At 66.8% G+C, this 26,167-nt stretch carries 23 protein-coding genes; 10 read left to right on the top strand and 13 right to left on the bottom strand.

The annotated features are described in order from the left end of the window. Positions 1–103: 103 nt before the first annotated feature. The 6 genes from ACJH71_RS21610 to lmeA all read right to left on the bottom strand — a co-directional run bounded on the left by ACJH71_RS21610 (position 104) and on the right by lmeA (position 3,152). The gene (locus ACJH71_RS21610) at positions 104–406 is read right to left on the bottom strand and encodes a DUF1416 domain-containing protein (RefSeq protein WP_406760026.1); all 303 of its coding nucleotides are present in this window, start codon (positions 404–406) and stop codon (positions 104–106) included. 1 nt (position 407) lies between these two features. Then, a complete protein-coding gene (locus tag ACJH71_RS21605) occupies positions 408–1,241 on the bottom strand; it encodes a sulfurtransferase (protein ID WP_406760025.1) in 834 nt (277 codons plus the stop codon). A 41-nt stretch (positions 1,242–1,282) separates the two neighbouring features. Further along, on the bottom strand, positions 1,283–1,732 hold the full coding sequence (locus ACJH71_RS21600; RefSeq protein ID WP_406760024.1) for a DUF4395 domain-containing protein: 450 nt from the start codon (positions 1,730–1,732) through the stop codon (positions 1,283–1,285). A gap of 87 nt (positions 1,733–1,819) precedes the next feature. Beyond that, positions 1,820–1,888 carry a putative leader peptide gene (locus ACJH71_RS21595; protein ID WP_353617130.1) on the bottom strand — a complete coding sequence of 23 codons (69 nt, stop codon included), beginning with the start codon at positions 1,886–1,888 and terminating at the stop codon, positions 1,820–1,822. 50 nt (positions 1,889–1,938) lie between these two features. Then, on the bottom strand, positions 1,939–2,364 hold the full coding sequence (locus ACJH71_RS21590) for a thioredoxin family protein (protein WP_406760023.1): 426 nt from the start codon (positions 2,362–2,364) through the stop codon (positions 1,939–1,941). Continuing rightward, positions 2,361–3,152 carry a mannan chain length control protein LmeA gene (lmeA, locus tag ACJH71_RS21585; protein WP_406760022.1) on the bottom strand — a complete coding sequence of 264 codons (792 nt, stop codon included), beginning with the start codon at positions 3,150–3,152 and terminating at the stop codon, positions 2,361–2,363. The genes ACJH71_RS21590 and lmeA overlap by 4 nt, the downstream gene beginning before the upstream one ends. Before the next feature lie 61 nt (positions 3,153–3,213). Between lmeA and ACJH71_RS21580 the strand changes: the two genes are divergently transcribed. The 9 genes from ACJH71_RS21580 (at position 3,214) to ACJH71_RS21540 (ending at position 13,254) form a co-directional block, all read left to right on the top strand. Then, a complete protein-coding gene (locus tag ACJH71_RS21580) occupies positions 3,214–3,984 on the top strand; it encodes a winged-helix domain-containing protein (protein ID WP_406760021.1) in 771 nt (256 codons plus the stop codon). Then, positions 3,981–4,889: a mycothiol synthase gene (gene mshD, locus ACJH71_RS21575; RefSeq protein ID WP_406760020.1), complete on the top strand. Its 909-nt coding sequence runs from the start codon at positions 3,981–3,983 to the stop codon at positions 4,887–4,889. The genes ACJH71_RS21580 and mshD overlap by 4 nt, the downstream gene beginning before the upstream one ends. A 111-nt stretch (positions 4,890–5,000) precedes the next feature. Beyond that, positions 5,001–6,119 (top strand): phosphate ABC transporter substrate-binding protein PstS, encoded by a 1,119-nt coding sequence (pstS, locus tag ACJH71_RS21570; protein ID WP_406760019.1) that lies wholly within the window; start codon positions 5,001–5,003, stop codon positions 6,117–6,119. Positions 6,120–6,168: 49 nt separating this feature from the next. Continuing rightward, the gene (pstC, locus tag ACJH71_RS21565; RefSeq protein ID WP_406760018.1) at positions 6,169–7,149 is read left to right on the top strand and encodes a phosphate ABC transporter permease subunit PstC; all 981 of its coding nucleotides are present in this window, start codon (positions 6,169–6,171) and stop codon (positions 7,147–7,149) included. Continuing rightward, on the top strand, positions 7,146–8,060 hold the full coding sequence (gene pstA / locus ACJH71_RS21560; RefSeq protein WP_406760017.1) for a phosphate ABC transporter permease PstA: 915 nt from the start codon (positions 7,146–7,148) through the stop codon (positions 8,058–8,060). Before pstC (ACJH71_RS21565) ends, pstA (ACJH71_RS21560) begins: the two co-directional genes overlap by 4 nt. A 52-nt stretch (positions 8,061–8,112) precedes the next feature. Next, the gene (gene pstB, locus ACJH71_RS21555; RefSeq protein ID WP_406760016.1) at positions 8,113–8,889 is read left to right on the top strand and encodes a phosphate ABC transporter ATP-binding protein PstB; all 777 of its coding nucleotides are present in this window, start codon (positions 8,113–8,115) and stop codon (positions 8,887–8,889) included. A 295-nt stretch (positions 8,890–9,184) separates the two neighbouring features. Further along, a complete protein-coding gene (gene pstB, locus ACJH71_RS21550) occupies positions 9,185–9,961 on the top strand; it encodes a phosphate ABC transporter ATP-binding protein PstB (protein ID WP_406760015.1) in 777 nt (258 codons plus the stop codon). 57 nt (positions 9,962–10,018) lie between these two features. Next, positions 10,019–11,125 (top strand): phosphate ABC transporter substrate-binding protein PstS, encoded by a 1,107-nt coding sequence (gene pstS / locus ACJH71_RS21545; protein ID WP_406760014.1) that lies wholly within the window; start codon positions 10,019–10,021, stop codon positions 11,123–11,125. A gap of 77 nt (positions 11,126–11,202) precedes the next feature. Next, positions 11,203–13,254, top strand: a complete 2,052-nt coding sequence (locus ACJH71_RS21540) for a serine/threonine-protein kinase PknD (RefSeq protein ID WP_406760049.1) — start codon at positions 11,203–11,205, stop codon at positions 13,252–13,254. Positions 13,255–13,450: 196 nt separating this feature from the next. On the opposite strand, the gene pstA (ACJH71_RS21535) is transcribed toward ACJH71_RS21540, so the two are convergent. Genes pstA (ACJH71_RS21535) through pstS (ACJH71_RS21525) form a run of 3 tightly spaced genes read right to left on the bottom strand, consistent with a single transcriptional unit; the run spans position 13,451 to position 16,436 of the window. Continuing rightward, a complete protein-coding gene (gene pstA / locus ACJH71_RS21535) occupies positions 13,451–14,365 on the bottom strand; it encodes a phosphate ABC transporter permease PstA (RefSeq protein WP_406760013.1) in 915 nt (304 codons plus the stop codon). Next, positions 14,362–15,324 carry a phosphate ABC transporter permease subunit PstC gene (pstC, locus tag ACJH71_RS21530; protein ID WP_406760012.1) on the bottom strand — a complete coding sequence of 321 codons (963 nt, stop codon included), beginning with the start codon at positions 15,322–15,324 and terminating at the stop codon, positions 14,362–14,364. The genes pstA (ACJH71_RS21535) and pstC (ACJH71_RS21530) overlap by 4 nt, the downstream gene beginning before the upstream one ends. Continuing rightward, a complete protein-coding gene (gene pstS, locus ACJH71_RS21525; protein WP_406760011.1) occupies positions 15,321–16,436 on the bottom strand; it encodes a phosphate ABC transporter substrate-binding protein PstS in 1,116 nt (371 codons plus the stop codon). Before pstS (ACJH71_RS21525) ends, pstC (ACJH71_RS21530) begins: the two co-directional genes overlap by 4 nt. A gap of 237 nt (positions 16,437–16,673) precedes the next feature. Here pstS (ACJH71_RS21525) and hrpA point away from each other — a divergent pair, with 237 nt between their 5' ends. After that, positions 16,674–20,615: an ATP-dependent RNA helicase HrpA gene (hrpA, locus tag ACJH71_RS21520; RefSeq protein WP_406760048.1), complete on the top strand. Its 3,942-nt coding sequence runs from the start codon at positions 16,674–16,676 to the stop codon at positions 20,613–20,615. Here the strand turns inward: hrpA and phoU are convergent. The 4 genes from phoU to ACJH71_RS21500 all read right to left on the bottom strand — a co-directional run bounded on the left by phoU (position 20,604) and on the right by ACJH71_RS21500 (position 25,984). Beyond that, positions 20,604–21,272: a phosphate signaling complex protein PhoU gene (gene phoU / locus ACJH71_RS21515; RefSeq protein WP_047318210.1), complete on the bottom strand. Its 669-nt coding sequence runs from the start codon at positions 21,270–21,272 to the stop codon at positions 20,604–20,606. The two genes, hrpA and phoU, sit on opposite strands and share 12 nt — an antisense overlap. A 54-nt stretch (positions 21,273–21,326) precedes the next feature. After that, the gene (locus ACJH71_RS21510) at positions 21,327–23,594 is read right to left on the bottom strand and encodes an LCP family protein (protein WP_406760010.1); all 2,268 of its coding nucleotides are present in this window, start codon (positions 23,592–23,594) and stop codon (positions 21,327–21,329) included. A 183-nt stretch (positions 23,595–23,777) separates the two neighbouring features. Next, positions 23,778–24,911 carry a tRNA dihydrouridine synthase DusB gene (gene dusB / locus ACJH71_RS21505; protein ID WP_406760047.1) on the bottom strand — a complete coding sequence of 378 codons (1,134 nt, stop codon included), beginning with the start codon at positions 24,909–24,911 and terminating at the stop codon, positions 23,778–23,780. 71 nt (positions 24,912–24,982) lie between these two features. Beyond that, positions 24,983–25,984, bottom strand: coding sequence for an acyl-ACP desaturase (locus ACJH71_RS21500; protein ID WP_406760009.1), 1,002 nt, complete (start codon positions 25,982–25,984; stop codon positions 24,983–24,985). Between the last annotated feature and the right edge of the window lie 183 nt (positions 25,985–26,167).

Raw genomic sequence — 26,167 nt, 5'->3', positions numbered from 1 at the left:
ATCAACTCGAAGAACAACACCACGGGAGGAAGTCTAGCGGCGTTCGCAAGGCCGGCGGAGCCGGGTGCAGCGGGACTTGGTCATCCGAGCCATCGGGTAGTCGTCAGGCGACTTTGATGTCGACCTCGTGGATGCCCGCCCCGGAGGGCGTCACCACGGCGTCACCGTTACCGGCCGCGGACAGCGCACGCACCCTCCAGGCACCTGGAGCGGCGAAGAACCGGAAGTCACCGGTGGCCGAGGCGACCACCTCAGCGGTGAACTCGTCCGAGGAGTCCAGCAGTCGGACGAACGCACCCCCGACGGACGCACCGGAGCTGTCCACCACGCGACCGGTGATGACGGTCTCCTTCTCCAGGTCGACGTTGGCAGGCAGGGCGAGCCCTTGCTTGGGTCCAGAGCACATATCAGCTTCCCAATTCGATCGGGGCGCCCACCAGGGAGCCGTATTCCATCCAACTACCGTCGTAGTTCTTCACGTTGTTATGTCCGAGCAGCTCACGCAGCACGAACCAGGTGTGCGACGAGCGCTCACCGATACGGCAATAGGCGATGGTCTCCTTGTGACCATCCAGGCCGGCGTCGGCGTACAGCTTGGCCAGCTCCTCGTCGGACTTGAAGGTGCCGTCCTCGTTGGCGGCACGGCTCCACGGCACGTTGATCGCACTCGGGACGTGGCCGCGCTGCTGGCTCTGCTCCTGAGGAAGGTGCGCCGGAGCCAGGATCTTGCCGGAGAACTCCTCGGGGGAGCGCACATCGACGAGGTTCTTGGTGTTGATCGCCGCCACCACCTCGTCGCGGCGGGCCCGCAGCGATTCGTCCAGCGGCTTGGCGGAGTAGGAGGTGGCGGGCCGGCTGACGGCTTCACTCGACAACGGACGCCCGCCGAGCTCCCACTTCTTGCGGCCGCCGTCGAGCAGCTTGACGGACTCGTGTCCGTAGAGCTTGAAGTACCAGTAGGCGAAGGCGGCGAACCAGTTGTTGTTGCCGCCGTAGAGGATCACGGTGTCGTCATTGGCGACGCCGCGCTCGGAGAGCAGCTTGGAAAACGCGGCCTCGTCGATGACATCGCGGCGTACCGGGTCCTGCAGGTCCTTGCGCCAGTCCAGCCGGATTGCGCCCGGGATGTGGTTGATGTCATAGACGCTGGTGTCTTCGTCGACTTCGATGAACACGGTGTTGGGCGCGTCGAGATTGCTCTCCGCCCAGTCGGTGGAGACCAGGACGTCCGAGCGTGCCATGGTGGGAATCCTTCCAGTTGCTTCGGGGAGAATGCTGTGAGTTATGCCGTGGACGGCCGCAGGCGCACGACGAGCGGGTAGAGCTGGCAGCCCAGACAGATTCCGAAGGCGGCGTTGAGGAAGGCGGCGGCCAGCGCAAACGCCGTCGCGATCAGGCCGACCGCCGGGGCGAAGGCGAGGCCGGCGACCCCGATCAGGGCGAATACCAGGCCGACGAGCTGCGCGAAGCGCAGTGGCGCGACCGGCTCACGCTCGGTGACCGGCCCGAGTCGTGGCGCCACCAGTCGGGCGAACAGCAATCCGTAGGGGTGGCGGCGGGGGCCCAACGCCGTGCCGACCGCGAACACGACGGCCTGGGCGGCCAGCAACGCGGCCGCGCCCAGGGGGCTGAACTGCGAGATCAGCAGGACGGCCACCAGTACGGCGGTGGTGATCCAGGCGGTGAACCGGGGACCCCGGACATCTACCTGTGTGGTGTCGGTGTTGGGCATGAATGCTCCTGGCTGTCGTGGCGAGTGGCTGGTGGAGACATGCCACGGCTTCCCGGGCGCTCCGATAGCGACGCGAAAACGCGCGTCTCAGCGACAACGACAACAACAGCAGCCCGCGGTGCGGCACAGGTCAACTGCGCGGCGCTTGGTGAGCACAAGCTCAAGGCGGGCGAACACGACGTACAGCCTACCCAACGCAGGGGTGGTCAAGCCAACAGAGGCTCCAGCGCAGAACGCAGGTCCGCCGACGTCGGGACACCGGCGGCACGGTAGCGCTGGCGCCCTTCGGTGTCGAAAATCACCGTGGTCGGCAGTGACAGCACCGAGAACCTGCGCGCGGCTTCGGGGTTGGCGTCGATGTCGATCTCGTGATGGGGGACGCCTCCGAGGTCATCGCAGACCTTTTCGACCACACGGCGTACGCCGGCGCACGGTCCGCACCACGGCGCGGAGAAGTGCACCACCGCCGGTCGCCCGACTTCCACCCCTAGAAGGGCGGCATCGGAGGCGGCGTTGGCGTTATCGCCGGTGCCCGGGTCGGGCAGTTCCCGCAACACTCCGGCTCGTCGGTTCAGCCACCATCCGATCGCGCCGGCGAACACCAGGGCGGCAACGATCGCAAGGATGCTCATCGCGGGCGGAACTCCGGCAGTGTGACGGTCAGGTCGTCGGCGATGCCCTCGATGATCACATCGGAGCCGCGGGCGCCTTGGCTGGTCGGTACCAACCCGAACGGCAGCCGCTGCTGGGGCAGGCTGCCGCGGAACGCGGTGAGCACCGCGGCGCGCTGCTCTTCGGGCACACTCTGGTCGGCGGTGTCCGGGCCGGTGAGGACGCCCGTCGGGGTGATGACCAACGTGGTGTGGTCCGGTCCGGCGATCGACAGATCCACGGCAACGCTCACCCGCTTGCCGAAACCCGCTGGCGTGCCGGTGAATACCAGCCCGTGGTTGCTGGAGATTCCGGACTCGGTGGTGCCGCCCGTGTTGTCGTTGGTCTCCGCCGGCGGGGCTTCCACCATCAGGTCGCGGATGCCCAAGTAGCGGCCCAAATGCACAGAACCGATGATAATCCGGCTCTCCAGCCGGGCTACCGGGATCGGGGCGTCCGGCCGGAACCGCCAGGTGGCCTCGGTCAGGTCGACCGAGTGCATGGTGGCTTCCAGCATCGACTTGCCGATCATCGGCTGCTCGACGGCCGAGGCCTTGATCTCGACCTCGTCGTAGTGGTCGCGTCGCGCCTGCGGCAGGAACGGGAAGCCCAGAATCGCCACGAACGGGTCCGCGTGGAGGTCTGTGGCTTTGCGTACCGACCGGGACAATTGGTACTCGGCGTAGACGCTGGCTCCGAAATCGACGCCGACAGCCACCACAACCAGGGCCGCGATCGCGGCCGACATACCGATAAGCACCCTGCGCACTCGGTCATTCTGGCAGGTCGCACGCTATCGTTAGATCACCTGGGACGCTGGAGGGCCTCTATTGGAGCTACTGCTGTTGACCGCTGACCTGCACCCTGACGCGGTGCTGCCGTCGCTGTCCCTGCTGGCACACACCGTGCGGACGGCGGCGCCAGAGGTTTCTGCGCTGCTTGAGGCCGGTTCGGCCGAGGTGGTTCTGGTCGACGCACGCACCGATTTGGCCGCGGCCCGCGGACTGTGCCGGCTGCTGAGCGCCACCGCGGGATCGGTCCCGGTGGTCGCCATCGTGACCGAGGGTGGACTGGTGGCGGTCAACGCCGAGTGGGGCATCGACGAGATCCTGCTTCCTGGTACCGGGCCCGCCGAGACAGATGCCCGATTGCGGCTGCTGACCGGGCGTCACGGTGCACCGGCCGCCGAGCAGGCCTCGGGTCAGACCAAGCTCGGCGAGCTGGTGATCGACGAGGGCACCTACACCGCAAGGCTACGGGGCCGTCCGCTGGACCTGACCTACAAGGAGTTCGAGCTGCTGAAGTACCTCACCCAACACGTCGGTCGGGTCTTCACCCGGGCGCAGTTGTTGCAAGAGGTCTGGGGCTACGACTTCTTCGGCGGTACGCGCACGGTCGACGTGCACGTCCGGCGGTTGCGCGCCAAGCTCGGGCCGGAATACGAGTCGCTGATCGGCACCGTCCGCAACGTCGGCTACAAGGCGGTCCGGCCGGTGCGTGGTCACTCCGCGGCCACTTCCGACGACGACGCGGACGACGACGTGGTCGAGGACCTCGACGGCGCCGACGGCGGCGCGCCCGAGCCGCTGACCAGGCAGTGACCGCCCCGCAGTGGCATGCCGCACTGACCGATGACGAGCAGCGCCAGATCCGTGAGCTGATCACTGCCGCCGGTGACCACGACGGCGTCGCGCCGGTGGGGGAGCAGGTACTGCGGGAACTCTCGGCAACCCGCACCCAGCATCTGGTCGTCGCTGACGGCGCAACCGTGCTGGGCTACCTGAACCTGGCCGCCGGCACGGAGGACGCCGCGCCGATGGCGGAGCTGGTGGTGGCGCCGCGCGCCCGGCGGCGTGGCATCGGGGCGGCGATGGCCCGCGCCGCGCTGGCCAGAACCGACGGCGGTGCCCGGTTCTGGGCGCACGGCACCCTGCCGGCCGCCCAGTCCACGGCCGAGGCGCTGGGCCTCGCCACGGTGCGCGAGCTGCTGCAGATGCGCCGATCGCTGCGGGGGGTGCCCGAGCCGACGGTTCCGTCTGGGGTGACGATTCGCACCTATGCGGGCCCGGACGACGACGCCGAACTGCTGCGGGTCAACAACGCCGCGTTCTCCTGGCATCCGGAGCAGGGCGGCTGGACGGCGGAGGACCTGGCGCAGCGCCGCGCAGAGGCGTGGTTCGATCCGGCCGGTCTGTTTCTGGCGTTCGACGGACCCGTGCTGCTGGCGTTTCACTGGACCAAGATCCACACCGGCAAACCGGGCGCCGAACGCGCCGGGGAGGTCTACGTGGTGGGAGTCGATCCGGCCGCCCAGGGCCGCGGTCTGGGCCGGGTACTGACCGAGATCGGCCTGGTCTACCTGGCGGACCGGCTTGCTGATGTCGTGGAGCCGATTGTGCTGCTGTACGTCGAGGCGGACAACACCGCGGCATTGCGCACCTACCAGCAATTGGGCTTCGACGTGCACAGTGTCGACACCGCTTACGCCGCTGCGGACCAGCTTTGAGTCGGCACCGGAATCTATTCACCGCCCGTTCATCTGGCATGTGGTTGCCATCCATAAGTGCCGCATACGTTCCCGGAGAGATTTGAACCGGAAGCGAGAAAGCGAGAACTGATGAAACGCACAAAGGCGGGTCTTGCGCTGGTAGCGGCCGCGATGACCGGTCTGGCGCTCAGTGGCTGCGGCAGCGATGACAACAACGCAAGCCCGGCAGGCACTGGAACCACCTCGGGTAAAGCCGACTCCGCTGAGTGCGCCGGTAAGAGCACGCTGACCGCTGAGGGATCGACCGCTCAGCAGAACGCGATCGCCGTGTTCAACCAGGTGTGGGGCAAAGAGTGCGCGGGCAAGAACCTGTCCTACAACCCGACCGGGTCGGGCGCGGGCCGCGAGCAGTTCATCGCCGGGCACGTCGACTTCGCCGGTTCGGACTCGCCGCTGAGCGAAGCGCAGGTCGCCGAGGCGGCCGACCGGTGCGGCCAGAACCCGGCATGGCATCTGCCGCTGGTGTTCGGCCCGGTCAGCATCGCCTACCACCTCGACGGGGCGGAGAACCTGGTCCTCAACGGTGACGTGCTGGCCCGGATCTTCAGCGGAGCCATCACCAGCTGGAACGATCCCGCACTGGTGGCCCTCAACCCGGGCCAGGAGCTGCCGGCGATCGCCATCACCCCGATCTACCGGTCGGACTCGTCGGGCACCACCGACAACTTCCAGAAGTACCTCAGCGCCGCGGCGCCGCAGGCCTGGACCAAGGGTGAAGGCAGCGAATTCCAGGGTGGCGTCGGTGAGGGCGCGCAGAAGTCGGCCGGGGTCGTGCAGGCGGTGCAGAGCACCCCGGGTGCCATCGGCTACGTCGAGAAGGGCTTCGCCGACCAGGCCAACCTGCGGTCGGCGATGATCGACTCGGGCTCCGGGGTGGTCGCCGCAACCGACGAATCGGCCGGTGTGGCGATCCAGTCGGCTGGATTCGTCTCCGAGGACAGCAACGACATGCGGCTGGACCTCAGGTCGCTTTACGGCACCAAGCAGGCCGCTGCCTACCCGCTAGTCTTGGTGACCTATGAGATCGTCTGCTCCAAGGGCTATGACCCCGACACGTCGGCGGCCGTGAAGTCCTTCTTGAAGACGGCCTCCACCAGCGGCCAGGACGAACTGTCGTCCGCCGGTTACGTTCGGCTGCCGGACCAGTTGAAACGGCGCTTGAGTGCCGCCATCGACGCGATCCAGTAGCCGCCATGCCGCAAGCGATGAGGGGGTGTCAGGCATCGCCGACTCGTCTGTGTCCGCGCCTGCGTCGACGCCGTCGGTGACCCCGACGGCGGTGCGTTCCACCGGGAGCCGCCTGCAAGATCGGCTGTTCCGTCTGGTCGCAGAAGGCTCCGGGGTGCTGATCATCGTCTTGATCAGCGCCGTCGGGGGCTTCCTCCTGTTGCGGGCGATACCGGCGTTGCAGCGCAACCGTGAGAACTTCTTCACCTACGGCGGCAGTTGGATCACCACCAACACCTCCGCCATGCACTTCGGCATCGCGGAGATGCTGCAGGTGACGGTGTTCGTCTCGGTGTTCGCCCTGCTGCTGGCCATGCCGGTCGCTCTGGGCGTCGCGGTCTATCTCGCCGAATACGCGCCCCGGCGGCTCGTAGGGCTCCTGGGCTACCTGGTTGAACTGCTTGCTGCCGTGCCCTCGATCATCTACGGGGCGTGGGGCCTGTATGTGCTGGCCCCGCAGTTGCGTGGCACGGCGCTATGGCTCAACGAGCATCTCGGTGGATTCTTCCTGTTCGCCGACGGCAACGCGTCGGTGGCGGGCGGCGGCACCATCTTCACCGGGGGAATCGTGCTGGCGGTGATGATCCTGCCGATCATCACCGCGGTCACCCGCGAGGTGCTGGCACAGACCCCGCGCGGCCAGGTCGAGGCCGCCCTGGCGCTGGGCGCGACGCGCTGGGAGGTGGTCAAGATGGTGATGCTGCCGTTCGGCCGCTCCGGCTACATCAGCGCCGCCATGCTGGGCTTGGGGCGCGCGCTCGGTGAGACGGTGGCATTGCTGATCATCCTGCGCTCCACCCAGAAGGCGTTCAACTGGTCGCTGTTCGACGGCGGTTCCACCTTCGCCACCAAGATCGCGGCCACCGCATCGGAATTCAACGATCAATACAAGGCGGGTGCCTACATCGCCGCCGGGTTGGTGCTGTTCGTGCTGACGCTTATCGTCAACGCGCTGGCGCGCGTCGCGATCACTCAGAAGGTGCATTCATGACCGCGTTGCTGGACCGGCCCGTCAAGCTGCGCACGTTTGCCGGGGTAGGCCTGCGCCGCCGGGTGGCCAATTCCATTGCGACGGTGTTGGTCACCTCCGCGATGGCGTTGGCGTTGGTGCCGCTGGTATGGGTGATGTACTCGGTCTTCGACTTCGGTTTCGGTGCGGTCAGTACCAGTTCCTGGTGGACCCACTCGCAGGCCGGCATGACGGCGTTCGTGGCCGGCGGCGGTGCCTACCACGCGATCATCGGGACGTTGCTGCAAGGACTGCTGTGCGCGGCCATCTCGATCCCGATCGGGATCTTCGTCGCGATCTATCTGGTCGAATACGGGGCCGGTACCCGACTGGGCAAGCTCGCGACCTTCATGGTCGACATCCTGACCGGCGTGCCGTCGATCGTCGCAGCGCTGTTCGTCTACGCGCTGTGGGTGGCCACCTTGGGATTTCACCGCTCGGGTTTCGCGGTGTCACTGTCGTTGGTGCTGCTGATGGTGCCGGTGATCGTGCGAGCGACTGAGGAGATGCTGCGGATCATTCCGATGGACCTGCGCGAAGCCAGCTATGCGTTGGGCGCACCGAAGTGGAAGACCATCACCAGCATCGTGATTCCGACCGCCCTGTCCGGCATCGTCACCGGGATTCTGTTGGCGCTGGCCCGGGTGATGGGCGAGACCGCACCGCTGCTGATCCTGGTCGGCTATTCCCAGGCCATCAACTTCGACATGTTCCACGGCTTCATGGGGTCGCTGCCGGGAATGATGTATGACCAGACGTCGGCCGGGGCGGGTGCCAGCGCGGTTCCCACGGATCGTCTCTGGGGCGCCGCGCTGACGCTCATCCTGCTGATCGCGATACTCAATGTCGCGGCCAGGTTCGGGGCGCGCATCTTCGCCCCCAAGAAGTTCTAGACCAGTCTCGACAACCAGCGCGTAGCGGTGGGCGAACAAGGAGAGCTGCACGGTGGCTAAAAGGTTGGATCTCACCGACCTCAACATCTATTACGGGTCGTTTCACGCTGTGGCGGACGTGTCGCTGTCGGTCCCGCCGCGAAGTGTCACCGCGTTCATCGGTCCCTCCGGATGCGGCAAGTCGACCGTGCTGCGCACGCTCAACCGGATGCACGAGACCACCCCCGGGGCCCGAATCGAGGGTTCGGTGCTGCTCGACGGCGAGAACATCTACCGCCCCGGAATCGACCCGGTGGGGGTTCGTCAAGCCGTCGGAATGGTGTTTCAGCGCCCGAATCCTTTCCCCACCATGTCCATTCGCGACAACGTGGTAGCAGGTCTCAAGCTGCAGGGAATCCGCAACCGCCGCACGCTCGACGAAACCGCGGAGTTCTCCCTGCGCGGGGCGAACTTGTGGAATGAGGTCAAGGACCGGCTGGACAAGCCCGGTGGTGGGCTCTCGGGTGGTCAGCAGCAGCGACTGTGCATCGCGCGAGCCATTGCGGTGCAGCCGGACGTGCTGCTGATGGACGAGCCCTGCTCGGCGTTGGACCCGATCTCGACGATGGCCATCGAAGAGCTGATCTCCCAGCTCAAGCAGGACTACACCATCGTCATCGTCACCCACAACATGCAGCAGGCGGCGCGGGTGAGCGATCAGACGGCCTTCTTCAACCTGGCCGATGTCGGCAAACCCGGCCGGCTGATCGAGATCGACGGGACCGAGAAGATCTTCTCCAATCCGAGCTTCAAGGAAACCGAGGACTACATCTCGGGCCGCTTCGGTTAGGCGAGCCACACTCCGCGGCTAACCGGCTGGGGCGCAGCGTATTTCAGGCAGCGGATGAAGGATCTGCGCGGCGCGAGTTGCTGGCGCGCAACCCGGATCTGAAGGTGATCATCACCCTCGGCCGCCATCGAACCCCGGCGCTTCGCGGCCTACCTCGGCAGACCCGGTGCTTTTCTCCACATTGCAGGACTTCAGATCGTGGCTAGGCTGGCGCGCAGATCGTTGCTCCAAGAAGGTCTGGGCCGTCGGACATTGCGGCCGGGACAGGTTGAGTCGAGTAAGGAGAAGGCTGCCAGTGGCCAAACGGTTGGACCTGAGCGACGTCAACATCTATTACGGGTCGTTTCACGCGGTCGCCGAGGTGACATTGTCGGTGCCGCCACGCAGCGTCACCGCGTTCATCGGCCCATCGGGCTGCGGCAAGTCGACGGTGCTGCGCACGCTCAACCGGATGCACGAAGTCATCCAGGGCGCGCGGGTTGAGGGCTCGGTGCTGCTGGACGGCGAGGACATCTACCAACCCGGTATCGACCCGGTGGGGGTTCGTAAGGCCATCGGGATGGTGTTTCAGCGTCCAAACCCGTTTCCCACCATGTCGATCCGCGACAACGTGGTCGCCGGGTTGACGCTGCAGGGGGTGCGCAACCGCAAGTTGCTTGACGAGACCGTCGAACAGTCCCTGCGCGGGGCGAACTTGTGGAATGAGGTCAAGGATCGGCTGGACAAGCCCGGTGGTGGGCTCTCGGGTGGTCAGCAGCAGCGACTGTGCATCGCGCGAGCCATTGCGGTGCAGCCGGACGTGCTGCTGATGGACGAGCCCTGCTCGGCGTTGGACCCGATCTCGACGATGGCCATCGAAGAGCTGATCTCCCAGCTCAAGCAGGACTACACCATCGTCATCGTCACCCACAACATGCAGCAGGCGGCGCGGGTGAGCGATCAGACGGCCTTCTTCAACCTGGAGGCCGTCGGTAAACCCGGCCGATTGGTCGAGATCGACGGGACCGAGAAAATTTTCTCTAATCCGAGACTTAAGGAAACCGAGGACTACATCTCGGGCCGTTTTGGCTGACCTATTACCGGGTCCGGCTACCGTGTGGTTTCCACGCTGACTGCCGAAGGAGCGCCGTTGAGGATCAACCGATTCGGTATCGTCTCGAGTCTGCTGGCAGCCGTACTGCTGATGGTAACGGCCTGCGGTGGTGGCGAATCGTCGTCGGCCTCAGGGTCGGGCTCCTCAGCGGTGCAGTGCGGTGGCAAGCAGAAACTGACCGCGAGCGGTTCGACGGCCCAGGCGCACGCGATAGAACAGTTCGTCTATGCCTACATCCGGGCCTGCCCGGACTACACCCTGGACTATCGGGCCAACGGATCCGGCAACGGCATCGCCGAATTTGCCAGTGGGCAAACCGAATTGGCCGGGTCAGACTCGCCGCTCGACCCGTCGAACGGTGAGCCGCAGCGGGTGGCAGCGCGGTGCGGTTCGGCGCCCTGGCATCTGCCGACGGTCTTCGGACCGATTGCCGTGACCTACAACATCGGCGGCGTCAACGAACTCGATCTGGACGGGCCCACGGTGGCCAAGATCTTCAACGGCACCATCACCAAGTGGGACGACCCCGCGCTGAAAGCTCTCAACAAGGACGCGGCGCTGCCCGCCGAGCCCATCCACGTGGTGTTCCGCAGCGATGCCTCCGGAACCACCGACAATTTCCAGAAGTACCTCGACGTCGCCTCGGACGGCTCCTGGGGGCGCGGCGTGGGCAAGGCCTTCAACGGTGGTACCGGTGTCGGAGCGGCCGGCAACGACGGTACCTCGGCGCTGTTGCGAAGCACCGAGGGGTCGATCACCTACAACGAGTGGTCCTATGCGGTGGGGCGCGAGCTCAACATGGCCCAGATCGTCACATCGGCGGGCCCGCAACCGGTGACCATCTCTGTCGACTCGGTGGATAAGACCATCGCTGGAGCCAAGTTCAGCGGTGCCGGCAACGATCTGGTGGTGGACACCTCGTCGTTCTACAAACCGACCGTGGCGGGCGCCTACCCGATCGTGCTGGTGACCTACGAGATCGTCTGCTCCCAGTACCCCGACCCAGCGACGGCGCAAGCGGTCAAGGCGTTCATGCAGGCGGCGATCGGCGACGGACAGCAAGATCTGGACCAGTACGGCTATATTCCCCTGCCCCCGGAATTCACGTCGAAATTGAAGACCGCGGTCGACGCTATTTCCTGATCGTCGAGATCTGCGGCGATCCATTTTCGCTGGTAATCTTTGGTTAATCTTCTGTTCACGCAACAGTTGATCGAATGATGCCAATCGTGACCGGTGGATGGAGCGTCGTGAACAATAGCGGACTGGCTTCGCAGGTGGGTTCCCAATTCGGTCCTTACCGGTTGCTTCGGCTGCTGGGGCGAGGTGGGATGGGTGAGGTCTATGAGGCCGAGGACACCCGCAAGCATCGATCGGTTGCACTGAAGCTGATCGCCCCCGTGCTGTCGGGCAATCCGGCATTCCGAACCCGGATGCAGCGCGAGGCCGACGCGGCCGGCCGACTCACCGAGCCGCATGTGGTGCCCATCCACGACTACGGCGAGATCGACGGACAGATGTTCGTCGAGATGCGGCTGATCGACGGCAACGACCTTGGCATGGAGTTGCAGCGCCTGGGCCCGCTGACCCCGGCGCGAGCGGTGGCGGTGATCGAACAGGTGGCTGCGGCCTTGGACGCCGCACACGCCGGCGGAATCACTCATCGCGACATCAAGCCGGCGAACATCCTGCTCACCCGGGATAATTTCGCCTACCTGGTCGATTTCGGGATTGCCCGCGCCGCGGCAGATCCCGGCCTGACCCAGACCGGGATGGCGCTGGGCACCTACAACTACATGGCGCCAGAGCGGTTCAGTGGGGGCGAGGTCGACTACCGTGCCGACATCTATTCGCTGGCCTGTGTGTTGAGCGAGTGCCTCAGCGGTCAGCCTCCGTACCGGAGCGAGACCATTGAACGACTGATCGCCTCGCATCTGATGGAGCCCGCCCCGCGGCCCAGTCAGCTGCGGCCGGGCCAGGTGCCGATCGGCTTGGACCAGGTGATCGCCAGGGGGATGGCGAAGAATCCGCGGGAACGCTACAGCAGCGCCGGCGACCTGGCGCGTGCCGCACACGATGCGCTGACCACCGCGGAGCAGCATCAGGCCGCGATGATCGTGCAGCAGGGCGATGTGGCTACCCGAATGGCCAGCGCCGTCTCCAACAGCAGCGGCGGCGTGGTCTCTCCCGCCACCGGGTACCGGCAACAGCCGGTCAACCATGAACAACGCGGCTACGAACCGAACTCCTACGACCAGCCGCTGGAGCACACCCAGATGCGGCCCGCCCTCACCGGCTGGCGGGACCGGCCGGCGCAGCAGCCCTCGACTGCAGCGCCGGAATTTTCCGCCGAGGCGAAGAACCGCGGCGATCGCCGATGGCTGGTGCCGGCTGCGGCAGCCGCGGCGCTGCTGGTCGCGGTCGGCGTGGGCGGTTACGCGGTCACCCATCGCTCGGATACGTCCCACGGGTCGACGGCGACGGCGTCGGCAAACGGGCAGAGCGTGTTGCCCTTGGACGGCCTGAGCTTCCGGCTCTCGCCGGGCGGGTTGGCGTTGGACAGCAGCGGCAACGTCTACGTCACCAACCAGAGCATGTACGGCCGGGTGGTGAAGCTGGCACCGGGCTCGAACAAACCGGAAATGCTGCCGTTCACTGGGCTCTACGAACCGCAAGGCGTAGCCGTCGATCGGGCCGGCGCGGTGTACGTCACCGACTTCAACAATCGGGTGCTGAAACTGGACCCGGATTCCCACGTCCAGTCCGAGCTGCCGTTCACCGGGCTGAACTATCCGGAAGGGCTGGTGGTGGACAACGACGGCAGCGTCTACGTCGCCGACCGGGGTAACAACCGGGTGGTCAAGTTGCCGGCCGGGACCGACGCCCAGGTGGTGCTGCCGTTCGCCGGGCTGCACAACCCCGACGACGTGGCTGTCGACTCCTCCGGCAACGTCTACGTCACCGACACCGACAACGATCGGGTGGTGCGACTCGCCGCCGGATCCAACACCCAGAGCGTGCTTCCGTTCACTGGTCTCGATGCCCCGTGGGGCGTCACCGTCGATGGCGCCGGCAATGTCTTCGTCACCAACCACGACAGCCACACCGTGGTGAAGCTGACCGCCGGGGCCAACACCCAGACGAAGCTGCCGTTCACCGGCCTGAACACCCCACTACAGGTCGTGGTCGGTTCGGACGGCGCCCTTTACGTCGCCGACCGGGGCAACAACCGAGTGGTGAAACTGGTCGGCGGCACGGAACCGCGGGGCTGATGCGCGAGCCTCGCTGAACCGCGGGGTTGATGCGGCGGTTCCAGCTTCGGCTCTCCTGCGTCGAGCCTCGCTGAACCGCGGGGCTGATGCGGCGGTTCCAGCTTCGGCTCTCCTGCGTCGAGCCTCGCTGAACCGCGGGGCTGATGCGGCGGTTCCAGCTTCGGCTCTCCTGCGTCGAGCCTCGCTGAACCGCCGGTCAGCGGTCGTGGACCGAGGTGATCCGAGTCGCCACGGCTGCCACGATTGCGCTGACCGCGACCAGGATGATCAGCGTCAGCGCCGCACCCCAGACTCGGGCAGCCCCGGCCGCCTGCGGGTTCCCCAGCTCGGAATAGATCAGCAGCGGCAGCGACGCCATGTTGTCGTGAAAGACGTCGTAGTTGATCGAACGGCTGTAGCCCACCAGCACCAGCACGGGGGCGGTCTCACCCATGATCCGGGCGATCGACAAGAAGATTCCCGACAGGATTCCCGAGAGCGCGGTGGGAATCACGATGCGCAGGATCGTCTTCCATCGCGGCACCCCCAGTGCGTAGCTGGCTTCCCGAAGTTCGTCGGGGACCAGCCGCAGCATCTCCTCGGTGGAGCGCACCACGATCGGCAACATCAGCAGCGCCAGCGCCAGCGACACCGCGAATGCGCTCTGCTCGAATCGGAGGGTGGCGATCCACAGGCTGAAGACGAACAGCGACGCCACGATCGAGGGGACCCCGGCAAGCACGTCGACCATGAAGGTGGTCAATCGCGCCCAGCGGCCGCCGCCGTATTCGATCAGGTAGATCGCCGTCATCAGGCCCAGCGGTACCGCCAGCACGGCGGCCATCCCGGTCTGCACCAGGGTGCCGTACAGCGCGTGGTAGACGCCGCCGGCGAATTCTTCGGGCAGTACGCCGCGTAGCGAGTGCGTCCACCAGTCAAGGTTGGTGATCGCGTGCCAACCGCGGGCCAGCACGACCCAGAGCAGCCAGACCAACGGAATCGCTGCGACGGCGAACGAGCTCACGAACGCTGCCGTGGCGATCTTGTCCGTCAGCCGCCGCCGCAGGCTGAGGTAGTGGCGATGTGGCTCCGGCGACGGTTTGACCGGTGCGTCGAGCAGTTGGGCGGTCATCCGTTGACCTTGCCGCCGGCCACCGCGCGAGCGGCGGCGTTGACGAAGAACGTGAGTGCGAACAATGCGAACCCCGCGGCGATGTAGGCGCCGGTCGGCAGCGGGGCGCTGAACTCCGCGGCCGCCGAGGCGATTTTGGAGGCGAATGTGTACCCGCCATCGAACAGCGACCAATTCCCAGGCTTTGCCGCGGCCCGCAGGATGATCAGCATCGCGACCGTCTCGCCCAGCGCTCGCCCCAGGCCCAGCATCGCCGCGGCGATCACGCCGCTACGGCCGTAGGGCAGCACCGCCATGCGGACCACCTCCCAACGCGTGGCTCCCAGGGCCTGGGCGGCTTCGATGTGAGCGAAGGGGGTCTGCCGGAACACCTCCCGCGAGACCGAGGTGATGATCGGCAAGATCATCACGGCCAGCACGATTCCTGCGGTGAAGATCGTGCCGCCGCCGGCCAGCGACACGTTGCCCTTATGGAACAGGAACAGCCAACCCAAGTGACTTCTGAGGAATCTCATCAACGGCACCAGCATCGGCGCCAGCACGAAGATCCCCCAGAGGCCGAAGATGATGGACGGCACCGCGGCCAGCAGGTCGATCACCACGGCAAACGGTCGGGTCAGCCGCCGGGGCGCGTACTGGGTGAGGAAGACCGCGATACCGACCGAAATCGGCACCGCCAGCGTCAACGCGAATACCGAGCTCAACACCGTGACCATCAGCAGGTCGCGGATGCCGAACGACAGGTGGTCGGGATCGTTGGTGCTGAACTCCGGGCTGGTGAAGAAGTTCCCGTCGTTGGCGAGCAACGACGGGAAAGCGCGCACCAGCAGGAAGATCGCGATCAGCGCGATCGCCACCACCACTGTCGATCCGGCCGAGACCGCGGCCGCCCGGAACAGCCGCTCGCCTCGCGGCGAGCGGCTGTTTGCCAGCGGCGTCGATGGATCCCCGGGGGTCACGAGATGGCGTCGACCGCGGACGCCAGGCGGGCCTTGAAAGCCTCGGGGATCGGCACGTAACCGTTGTCGGCCAGACCGCTCTGGCCTGCGCCGATGGTGGACTTCAGGAACAGCCGGACCGCCGTGCCGACCTCAGCGTCCGGGTACTTCGAGCACACCACTTCGTAGGTGGCGAGCACGATCGGATACGAGCCGGTCTGAGTCGGCTGGTAGAACGACGCCGTGTCGAGCACCAGGTCGTTGCCTTGGCCCTTGATGGTGGCCCCGGCGATGGTCTTGCCGACCGACTCGGTGCTGATCGCGACCGGATCGGGGCCGGCGGAGGTGACGATCTGGGCGGTCGCCAGGTTCTTGGCCTGGGCGAATGACCACTCGTTGTAGGTGATCGCCCCTTCGGTGGACGCGATGGCTCCGGCCGTACCGTCGTTGCCCTTGGCGCCTTCGCCGACACCACCGTTGAACGTCTTTCCGGCGCCCTTGCCCCAGGCCCCACCGGAGGCGGCATCCAGGTACTGCTGGAAGTTGTCGGTGGTCCCGGACTCGTCACTGCGGAACACCACGTGGATCGTCTGGGCGGGCAGCGTGGCCGTCGGGTTGAGGGCCTTGATCGCCGCGTCGTCCCAGCTGGTGATGGTTCCGTTGAAGATCTTCGCGGCCGTCGGGCCATCGAGGATCAGCGCGTCGACGCCGGGGAGGTTGTAGGTGATCGCGATCGGGCCGAACACCACCGGCAGGTTCCATGCCGGGGACTCGCAGCGTTGCTGCGCCTGCGCGTAGTCGTCGGCGCTCAGCGGGACGTCAGAGCCGGCGAAGTCGGTCTGGCCGCCGACGAACTCGCGGATACCGGCGCCCGATCCGTTGGCGGTGTAGTTGACGTTGTGGTCCGCGCATTCGTCGATGAAGACCTTGACGAACCGGGCCATCGCGTTCTGCTGGGCGGTCGATCCGCTGGCCTTCAGCGTGTCCGTGCCGCCGCAGTTTCCGCCGGCGGCCGCCGAGCTCGAGGTTGCCTTCTCGCCGGTGTCGGCGTTCTTGTCGCTGCCGCACCCGGATAACACCAACGCGCCGGTCGCCATAATGCCCAGCGTCGTACCAATTCCGTTCAGTTTCACATTGCCCTTTCGCAGACAAATTAGGGTGATGACAGTTAGTGCGACATCACCGAGCCAACCCGACCGCTAATTCGCAACAATCACATGCGAGCCGGATCACTTCTCAATTTAATGCGGTGAACAGAGGTGACGGTACGGTGAACGGCCATGATCTCACGGTGGAATTCTGGTGGAATTCTGATGACGCCGATATGGACTGGCTAAATGCCAGATGACAGTCAAGTCGACCGGGCCCGTATGCTTCGCGAAGTGGTCGAACCGTCCGTCGCGCAGTTGCGCACCCTCCTCGACGAGCTGACCTTCCGGGACGCGGCCTACTTCGGACGGCGCCTGAAGGACCCGCGCGGCGGAAAGCCGGAGCAGTTGCGCAAGCTGGCCGAGCGGATGGGCGAGGCACAAGCACTGGTTGCCGCGCGGCGCGCCGCGGTGCCCGATGTCCGCTATCCCGACCTGCCGGTCAGCGGCCGCCGCGAGGAGATCGCCGCGGCGATCAGGGACCACCAGGTCGTGGTGGTGGCCGGCGAGACCGGGTCGGGCAAGACCACCCAGCTGCCCAAGATCTGCCTGGAGCTCGGCCGCGGCATCCGCGGCACCATCGGGCACACCCAGCCGCGGCGGCTGGCTGCCCGCACCGTTGCTCAGCGGATCGCCGACGAACTGGCCAGCCCGCTCGGCGATGTGGTCGGCTATGCGGTCCGGTTCACCGACCGGGTGTCCGATCGCACCCTGATAAAACTGATGACCGACGGCATCCTGCTGGCCGAGCTCGAGCGGGACCGCCGGCTGCTGCGCTACGACACGCTGATCATCGACGAGGCCCACGAACGCAGCCTCAACATCGACTTCCTGCTCGGCTACCTGCGGGAGTTGTTGCCGCGCAGGCCGGACCTGAAGGTGATCATCACCTCGGCCACCATCGAACCCCAGCGCTTCGCAGCGCACTTCGGCGGAGCCGAATATGGGCGCGGTGGTGGCGAAGGTGGTGCGCCGATCGTCGAGGTGTCCGGCCGCAGCTACCCGGTCGAGATCCGGTATCGCCCGCTGGAGCTGCCGGTCAGCTCCGAGGCCGGGGATGACCCGGATGACCCAGATCGGGAGATCATCCGGACCGAGACCCGCGACGAGATCGAGGCGATCGTCGATGCGGTGCACGAACTGTCCGCCGAACCGCCCGGCGACATTTTGGTGTTCCTGTCCGGCGAGCGCGAGATCCGCGACACCGCAGAGGCTCTCGGCGGGTTGCCCAACACCGAGATTCTGCCGCTGTATGCGCGGCTGTCCACTGCCGAACAGCAGAAAGTGTTCGCCCAGGCGCGCGCCGGCCGGCGGATTGTGCTGGCCACCAACGTGGCTGAGACATCGCTGACGGTGCCGGGCATCCGCTACGTGATCGACCCGGGCAACGCGCGTATCTCCCGCTACAGTCGCCGGCTGAAGGTGCAGCGGCTGCCGATCGAACCCATCTCGCAGGCCTCGGCCGCGCAGCGCAGCGGCCGGTGCGGCCGCACCGCGCCCGGGGTATGCGTCCGGCTCTACAGCGAAGTCGACTTCGACACGCGACCGCGCTACACCGACCCCGAGGTGCTGCGCACGAATCTGGCTGCGGTGCTGCTGCGGATGGCGTCGCTGCGGCTGGGTGCGGTGGAAGACTTCGGCTTCCTCGACCCGCCCGATTCGCGCAGCATCCGTGACGGGGTTGCGCTGCTGGTCGAGCTCGGCGCGTTCACCGCGCAGGGCGCGATCACCGATGTCGGGCGCCGGCTGGCCCGGCTGCCGGTCGATCCGCGGTTGGGCCGGATGATCCTGGCCGCCGAGACCGAGGGTTGTGTGCGCGAGATGCTGGTGCTCGCCGCCGCCCTGACCATTCCCGACCCCAGGGAGCGCCCGGTCGATCGGGAGGAGGCGGCCCGGGCCAAGCACGCCCGGTTCGTCGACGACGATTCCGACTTCACTGCCTACCTCAACTTGTGGTCGTATCTGTCAGAGCAGCGGAAATCGCTGAGCGGCAGTGCATTTCGCCGGATGTGCCGCAATGAGTTCCTGCACTACCTACGAATCCGGGAATGGCAGGATCTGGTGGGTCAGCTGCGCAGCATTGCCGGCGATATCGGCATCCGTGAATCCGGCGAACCGGCCCAGCCGGCGGCCATCCACGCCGCGCTGCTGGCCGGGCTGTTGTCGCACGTCGGGATGCGACGCGACGACGGCCGCGAGTTCGCCGGCGCGCGCAACTCGAAATTCGTGCTGGCCCCCGGTTCGGTGCTGGCCAAACGACCGCCACGCTGGACGATGGTGGCCGAGCTGGTCGAGACCAGCCGGCTGTTCGGGCGCACCGCCGCACGCATCCAACCCGAAACCGTCGAGCGGGTCGCGGGGGATCTGGCGCAGCGCAGCTACAGCGAACCGCACTGGGACGCCAAGCGCGGCGAAGTGATGGCGTTCGAAAAGGTGACGCTGTACGGACTTCCCTTGGTGGCGCGCCGCAGGGTCGGCTACGCCCGGGTGGAACCGTCGGTGGCCCGCGACCTGTTCATCCGGCATGCGCTGGTAGAGGGCGATTGGGCGAGCCGGCACCGGTTCCTTGCCGACAACGCCGCACTGCGCACCCAACTGCGGGAGCTGGAGGACAGAGTCCGACGTCGCGATCTGATCGTCGACGAGGACACCGTCTATGACCTCTACGACACAAGGATTCCCGCCGAGGTGGTCTCGGCGCGGCACTTCGACGGATGGTGGAAGAAGCAGCAGAAGGCCACGCCCGACCTGCTGACCTTCACCCGCGACGAGTTGCTGCGGACCCACGAGACACTCGGCGCCGATCGGCCGGACAGCTGGGCGACCGCCGACCTCGCATTGCCGTTGAGCTATCGCTTCGAGCCGGGCGCCGCCGACGACGGCGTCACCGTCCACGTGCCGATCGATGTGCTGGCACGCCTCGGCGGCGACGAGTTCGCCTGGCAGGTTCCGGCAATGCGCGAAGAGCTGATCACCGCGCTGATCCGGTCCCTGCCCAAAGATCTGCGACGCAACTTCGTCCCGGCCCCCGACACCGCCCGCGCGGTGCTGTCGGCCATCGGGCCGGCAGGTGAGCCGCTGCTGGAGACACTGGCCGGTGAGCTGCGTCGCCGCACGGGTGTGCTGGTCCCGCTCGATGCCTTCGACCTGTCCAAGCTGCCGGCGCATCTGCGGGTCACCTTTGCCGTCGAGGCCGCAGACGGCACCGAGGTGGCCCGCGGCAAAGACCTTGGTGCCTTGCAGGATCGACTGGCGGCGTCGGCCCGTGAGGCGGTCGCAGACGCAGTCGGTGCGGAGCTGGAACGCAGTGGACTGCGCACCTGGCCGGATGACTTGGACACGCTGCCGCGGGCCGTGCAGCGGATGGTGGCCGGGCGCGCCGTTCGTGGCTTCCCGGCCTTCGTCGATGCCGGCGTCACCGCGCAGCTGCGGGTGTTCTCCACCGAGGCGCAGCAGCGCTCGGCGCTTGGCCCCGGTATCCGGCGGTTGTTGCGCTGCGATATCCCTTCACCGGTCAAAGCGGTGGAACGGCAGATGGATTCGCAGACCCGGCTGATGCTCAAGGCGAACCCGAACGGGACCTTGGCGGCGCTCATCGACGACTGTGCCGACGCCGCGACCGACGCGTTGACGCCGGCGCCGGTGTGGACCCGAGACGCGTACGGCGCGCTGCGGGCCCGGGTGGCCGCCGCGCTGGTCCCGACCACCGCTGACGTGGTGACGCGGGTTGCACAGGTGCTGGCCGCGGCCCGGGACACCCAAGTGGCGCTGCCGGCGCGGGCGCCGGCCGGACAGGCCGAGGCGATCGCCGACATGACCGGCCAGCTGGACGCGCTGTTGGCGCCCGGGTTCGTCGCCGCCACCGGGCGTGCGCACCTGGGGGACCTCACCCGCTATCTCACCGCGATCCGTCGCCGCTTGGAGCAGCTGCCCCGCGCGGCGCAGGCCGACCGCGAACGGATGGCCCGGGTGCACGCGGTGCAGGAGGCTTACCAGGACCTTTTGGCAGCCCTGCCTACGGCACGCCGCCACGACAACGACGTGCGCGACATCGCCCGCCAGATTCAAGAGTTACGGGTGAGCCTGTGGGCTCAGCAGCTCGGCACGCCGCGCCCGGTCAGCGAACAGCGCATATACCGGGCGATCGACGCATTACTCGCTTGAGGGCAGGGTGTGCTCGTCGGGGAACTTGCCGGTGGCCTGGAAGATCACCCGACGAGCGACCTCGACGGCATGGTCGGCGAACCGCTCGTAGAACCGGCCCAGCAGCGTCACGTCCACCGCGGCGGCTACCCCGTGCCGCCACTCCTTGTCCATCAACACCGAGAACAGATGCCGGTGCAGGTCGTCCATCGCGTCGTCTTCTTCGCGGATCCGGGCGGCCTTCTCCGGGTCGCGTGACAACAGCACTTCTTGCGCGCTGTTGCCCAACTCGACTGCAAGCCTGCCCATCTCGGCGAAGTAACCGTTGACCTCTTCGGGCAGTGCGTGCTGCGGGTGGCGGCGACGGGTGATCTTGGCGACGTGCAGGGCCAACGCGCCCATTCGGTCGATGTCGGCGACCATCTGAATGGAGCTGACGATCGCTCGCAGATCACCGGCGACCGGGGCCTGCAACGCCAACAGCACGAAGGAGCTCTCCTCGGCGCGGGTGCTCATCGCGGCGATCTTCTCGTGATCGGTGATCACCTGCTCGGCCAGCATCAGGTCGGCTTGTAGCAGGGCCTGAGTGGCGCGTTCCATTGCTGCCCCGGCCAAGCCGCACATCGTGCCGAGCTGTTCAGCCAGATCCGAGAGTTGCTCGTGGTACGCGGTTCGCATGCCCTCAAGACTAACCGTGGACCGCGATCCGCGCGGGTTGGGCGGGAGTGGGCGCTACTCGCAGGTGGTGTCGGCGGCGTTGGTGACGGTCAAATCGTCGGGCAGTTCGGTCGGCTCGACGCTGGCGCCGCGGTTGAGTTGCACGCTGACCTGCGAGCCGCTGGCCGCGGGTTTGGTCACGGCACGGAAGTCCGACCCCAGGACAACTCGGACGATGCTGCCCAGACCGCTGACCCGTTCGATCGGTGCGCCCGACAGTGCCGAGGACACCGTGGCGGCGGCCTGCTCGTTTCCGGGGGAGTACAGCACTTTGGTGGACTTGACGGTGCCGGGGTAGTCGTCGGCGTTGTCGACGTTGAAGCCCCACTGCTGCAGGCCTTCGGAGGTGGCGCCGGCCAGGCCGGACTGCTCGGTGGCGTTGGACACCCGCACCGTGACATCGGCGGGTGAGGTCGTGACCGCGTGCACCTGCTCGCTGAGCGGCTTGGCCGTCGGGCTGGCCGGTGATCCGGGCAGGGCGCTGGACTGGGTGGTGGGGCCGGCTGCCGCCGTGGTCGGCACCGCAGTGGCGTTGTGGTCGTTCTCGCCGGGCAGGGGGTCGTCGTTGATGATGGCGTCGAACAGCGCCCGCACGTCGTCCATCCGGGGGACCTCGTCGCCGTTCTCATCGGTCTCACTGGTCGGCACCGTGACGAAGGTGATGTGCCCGGCGGCGACCTTCTGCAACGACTGGCCGAGGTTCACCAGGTCCTTGGTGGTGACGTTGTCCACCGAGCTGTCGCCGATGAACATGTTGACCACATTGTTGAGCTTGGTCGGCGAGAAGAACGTGTTGGTGGAGATCAGCGAACGCAGCAGCGACGACAAGAACAGCTGCTGGCGTTTGATGCGGCCGTAGTCGCCGTTGTCCTCGGTGGTGACGTGACGGGCCCGCACGTAGTTCAGCGCGGTCCCGCCGTTGACCCGCTGGCGTCCGGAGTCCTCCAGGACGCTGCCCAGCACAAGGTCGTACAGCGGGCTGGGGGTGCACACCTCGACGCCGCCCAGCGCGTCGACCATCTTGCCGAACCCGACGAAGTCGACGGCCATGAACCGGTTGATCGCCAGTCCGGACAGTTTCTGGATCTCCTTGACCAGACACTTCGGGCCGCCGAAGGCGTAGGTCGAGTTCAGCTTCGTCTCGGTGTAGACGATGTCGTCGCTGTAGGTGCCGGTTTCCTCGTCGTAGATCGGTCCGTAGGCGCCGGTCACGGAGTTCCAGACCTCGCACTGGATCGGGGTGATCGCCAGGTCCCGCGGGAACGACACCACCACCACGCGTTTACGGTTCGCCGGGATGTTGACCAGCATGATGGTGTCGGAGCGGGCGCCCTCGGCGTCCTCGGTGCTCCCGGCGCCGATGTCGCTGTTGGCGCCGGCGCGGGTGTCCGCGCCGACGATCAGGAAATTCTCGTCGCCGTACTGGCCGGCCGCATCGAGAATGTCGTGCGAGTCGGGGTCCAGCGCGCTGACGTGGTTGAGGCTGCGGTTCTTCGACGAGCTCCACTGCCAGGCCGATCCGGTCAGCACCAGGGCCAGGATCGCCATCATGGCGGCGACCGCACGGCCCGCGAGCTTCGCCCGGTGGTGGGGCCCGTGCGGGATCGGATCGGCATCCGCCGGGCCGGTGTGGTGAGGCGGGTCGATCCGCGCCGGCGGCATCTCGGGGGCGGAGTCCGGCGGTTCAGCGAGGCTCGACGGAGGAGAGGCGAGGCTGGGACCGCCGAATTTACGCGGCGGTTCGGCGAGGCTCGACGGAGCAGAGAGGAAGCTGGGACCGCCGAATGATTGCTCGGTGGGCGGTGACCACTCGTCTTCGTCGGGGGCGTCGGCCGGCAGGAGTGACGTGCCGTGAATACGGTCGAGGTCGGGTACTTCCGACGGGTAGGCCACGTCGACGATGTCGGGCATCGGGGCCGATGCATCGGCCAAGTCGAGCGCCGGCGCATAGGGGGCTTCCGCCTCGGATACCGAGACGGGCTCGGGTGCTTCTGGGGGTGGTGGGGTTTCCGGGGCCATCCGGCGTTGGCTGCGCCCGCCGGACGGCGGGGCATCGGCGTTGACCCTGGCGATCAGTTCGGCAACGCTCACCGAGCCGTTGCCACCGTTGCGACGTCGGGACCCGGCTCGCCGACGGGGGGCGGGGTCCTCCGCCGACGGGTTCTGCCAGCGTTCCCAGGGTGCGGGGCCGGGCGGCGGCATCGTCATCAGCTGATGGTCGCCGTCGTCGTCATTGCCCTCCGGCGCCCAGCGGCCAGGAGTGGCGTTATCGCCGTCACTCATGTCCTCAGGGGCCTCCGAGTCCTTGGTACCGGCGCGCGTCGATCGCACGTCGGCGCGGTGTGGATGATCGGCATTGGTCTCCACACCTGCGTCCGCCCCCGCAGGGGCAATCCCTGCCTCGGGCAATAAGGTACTTATTCTACTGAGAACTTGCCAGACACGCGATGTCGACAAAGTCTCATTTCAGCCACCTGAGTGCATAATGTCCGCCCCGGTAGGCACCGCACAGTCATCGGGGTCCTCCAACCACCCTTCGGGCAGCGTGACCTTGGCCGGCGATCCCTGACGTCCGCGCGGGCCGGTGGCGGCTGCGGGGAAGGGGATAGATCCGTCCAGCTGCTTCAGCAATTCGTCGAGCTCGACCAGCGTGGTCACCATGGCCAGCCCGCGCCGCAGGTCGGAACCGGCAGGGAACCCGTGCATGTACCAGGCGACATGCTTGCGGATCTCGCGCATGCCCTTGTCCTCTCCGAAATGCTGTGCCAGCAGTTCGCCGTGGCGGCGGATGATGTCGGCGACTTCGCCCAGGGTGGGAGGGGTGGGGGCAGGCCGACCCGCGAAAGCCGCCGAGAGCTCGCCGAACAACCAGGGGCGCCCCAGGCAGCCGCGGCCGATCACCACGCCGTCGCAACCGGTGGCCGCCATCATGGCCAGGGCGTCGCCGGCCTCGAAGATATCGCCGTTGCCCAGCACCGGAATCGAACGGACCTGCGCTTTGAGCGCCGCGATCTGCTCCCAGTCGGCGGTGCCGGAGTAGCGCTGCGACGCGGTCCGAGCGTGCAAGGCCACCGCGGCAGCACCCTCGGCCTCGGCGATGCGCCCGGCGTCCAGGTGGGTGTGGTGGGCGTCATCGATGCCGATCCGGAACTTCACGGTCACGGGAATGTCGGTGCCGGCCGTGCCACGCACCGCTGCGGCGACGATGTTGCCGAACAGCCGGCGCTTGTAGGGCAGCGCCGACCCGCCACCGAGGCGGGTCACCTTGGGCACCGGGCAGCCGAAATTCATGTCGATGTGGTCGGCCAGTCCCTCGTCGGCGATCATTTTCGCCGCGGCGTAAGTGGTGTCGGGGTCGACGGTGTAGAGCTGCAGCGAGCGCGGTGACTCCTGCGGCCCGAATGTCGTCATGTGCAAGGTGGCGGGGTGCCGCTCGACGAGCGCGCGTGCGGTCACCATCTCGCAGACATAGAGCCCGCTGACCGTTCCGGCCCGGGACTGTTCCAGTTCGCGGCAGAGCGTGCGGAATGCGACGTTGGTCACGCCGGCCATCGGGGCCAGCACCACGGGGCTGGCAAGCTCGATCGACCCGATCTTCAGCGGCGACTGCGAGCGCGGCGAAGCCGGGCGCGGCAGGTCGCCGTCACCATCCAGCGTCGGCTGCTCGTCAGTTACGACGCTGATGGCTCCAACACCTTCTTGGCGGCGCGCTTCTCGGCCACCTTGGCCTCCCGCTCGAGCCGGCGCTGCTTGGCCAGCTCGAACTTCTCGCACGTCTCGTCCAGCTCGGCGACGATCTTGGCGATCCCCTCCTGGTAGCGGGCGGCCTCGCCGCTGAAACTCCGCTCGAGGATGCCCCACTTCTTCAGCACCGGCATCACCACGTCGTCGCGGTGGATCATCGGGTCGTAGACACCGCCGACCGCGATGATCACGGCCTTGCGGCGGAACTCCGGCACGACGAACCCGGGCATCTGGAAGTTGGCCAGCACCCGGTGCAGCGAGCGCATCGCCTGTTCGGGCGCAATGTCGAAACCGACGGCGCTCACGTCACGGTAGAAGATCATGTGCAGGTTCTCGTCGTGCGAGATCCGCGCCAGCAGCTGGTCGGCGATGGGGTCGTTGCAGGCCTGGCCGGTGTTGCGGTGCGAGATCCGGGTGGCCAGCTCCTGGAAGCTGACATAGATGACCGAGTCGAACAGGCTCTCGGCGAACAGGTCGCCGGAGACCTGGTGGTTCTGGCCCGGGCTGAAGCCGCGGTTGACGGTCTCCATCCGCAGCGTTTCCAGTTCGATGGGGTCGCAGTTGCGGGTGACCACCAGGTAGTCGCGCAGGGCGATGCCGTGGCGGTTCTCCTCGGCGGTCCAGCGGTTGACCCAGGTGCCCCAGGGGGCGTCCATGGTGAAGTTCATCGCGATCTCGCGGTGATACGAGGGCAGGTTGTCCTCGGTCAGCAGGTTCTGCACCATTGCCGTCCGAGCGACCTCGGACAGTTTCGACTGCTCAGGATGCCAATCCTGCCCGCCGAGCGCGTAGTAGTTCTTGCCGTCGGACCAGGGGATGTAGTCGTGGGGGTTCCAGTCCTTGGCCATGGAGAAGTGTCGGTTGATGAGTTTCTCTACGACGGGCTCGAGCTCGTGCAGCAACTCCACGTCGGACCATTCCCGCGTCATGCCAGCTCCCCAGATATCTGTGTCGACTAGTTGCAGGCAATATATCTGTGTCTGTCGGTAGCATCAAGTTTTGGCCGTGCGTGTTTGGCTGTGAACTTGTGGCCCCGACCTAGCTGTACTGCCCAGGCAGGTTGGTCAACCTGGTGATGGGCGGAATCTTGCCGATCGCGGAGTGTTGCCGAT

The organism is Mycobacterium sp. SMC-15 (genome assembly GCF_045310925.1).
Taxonomy (GTDB): domain Bacteria; phylum Actinomycetota; class Actinomycetes; order Mycobacteriales; family Mycobacteriaceae; genus Mycobacterium.
This window is presented reverse-complemented; position numbering and strand designations above follow the sequence as displayed.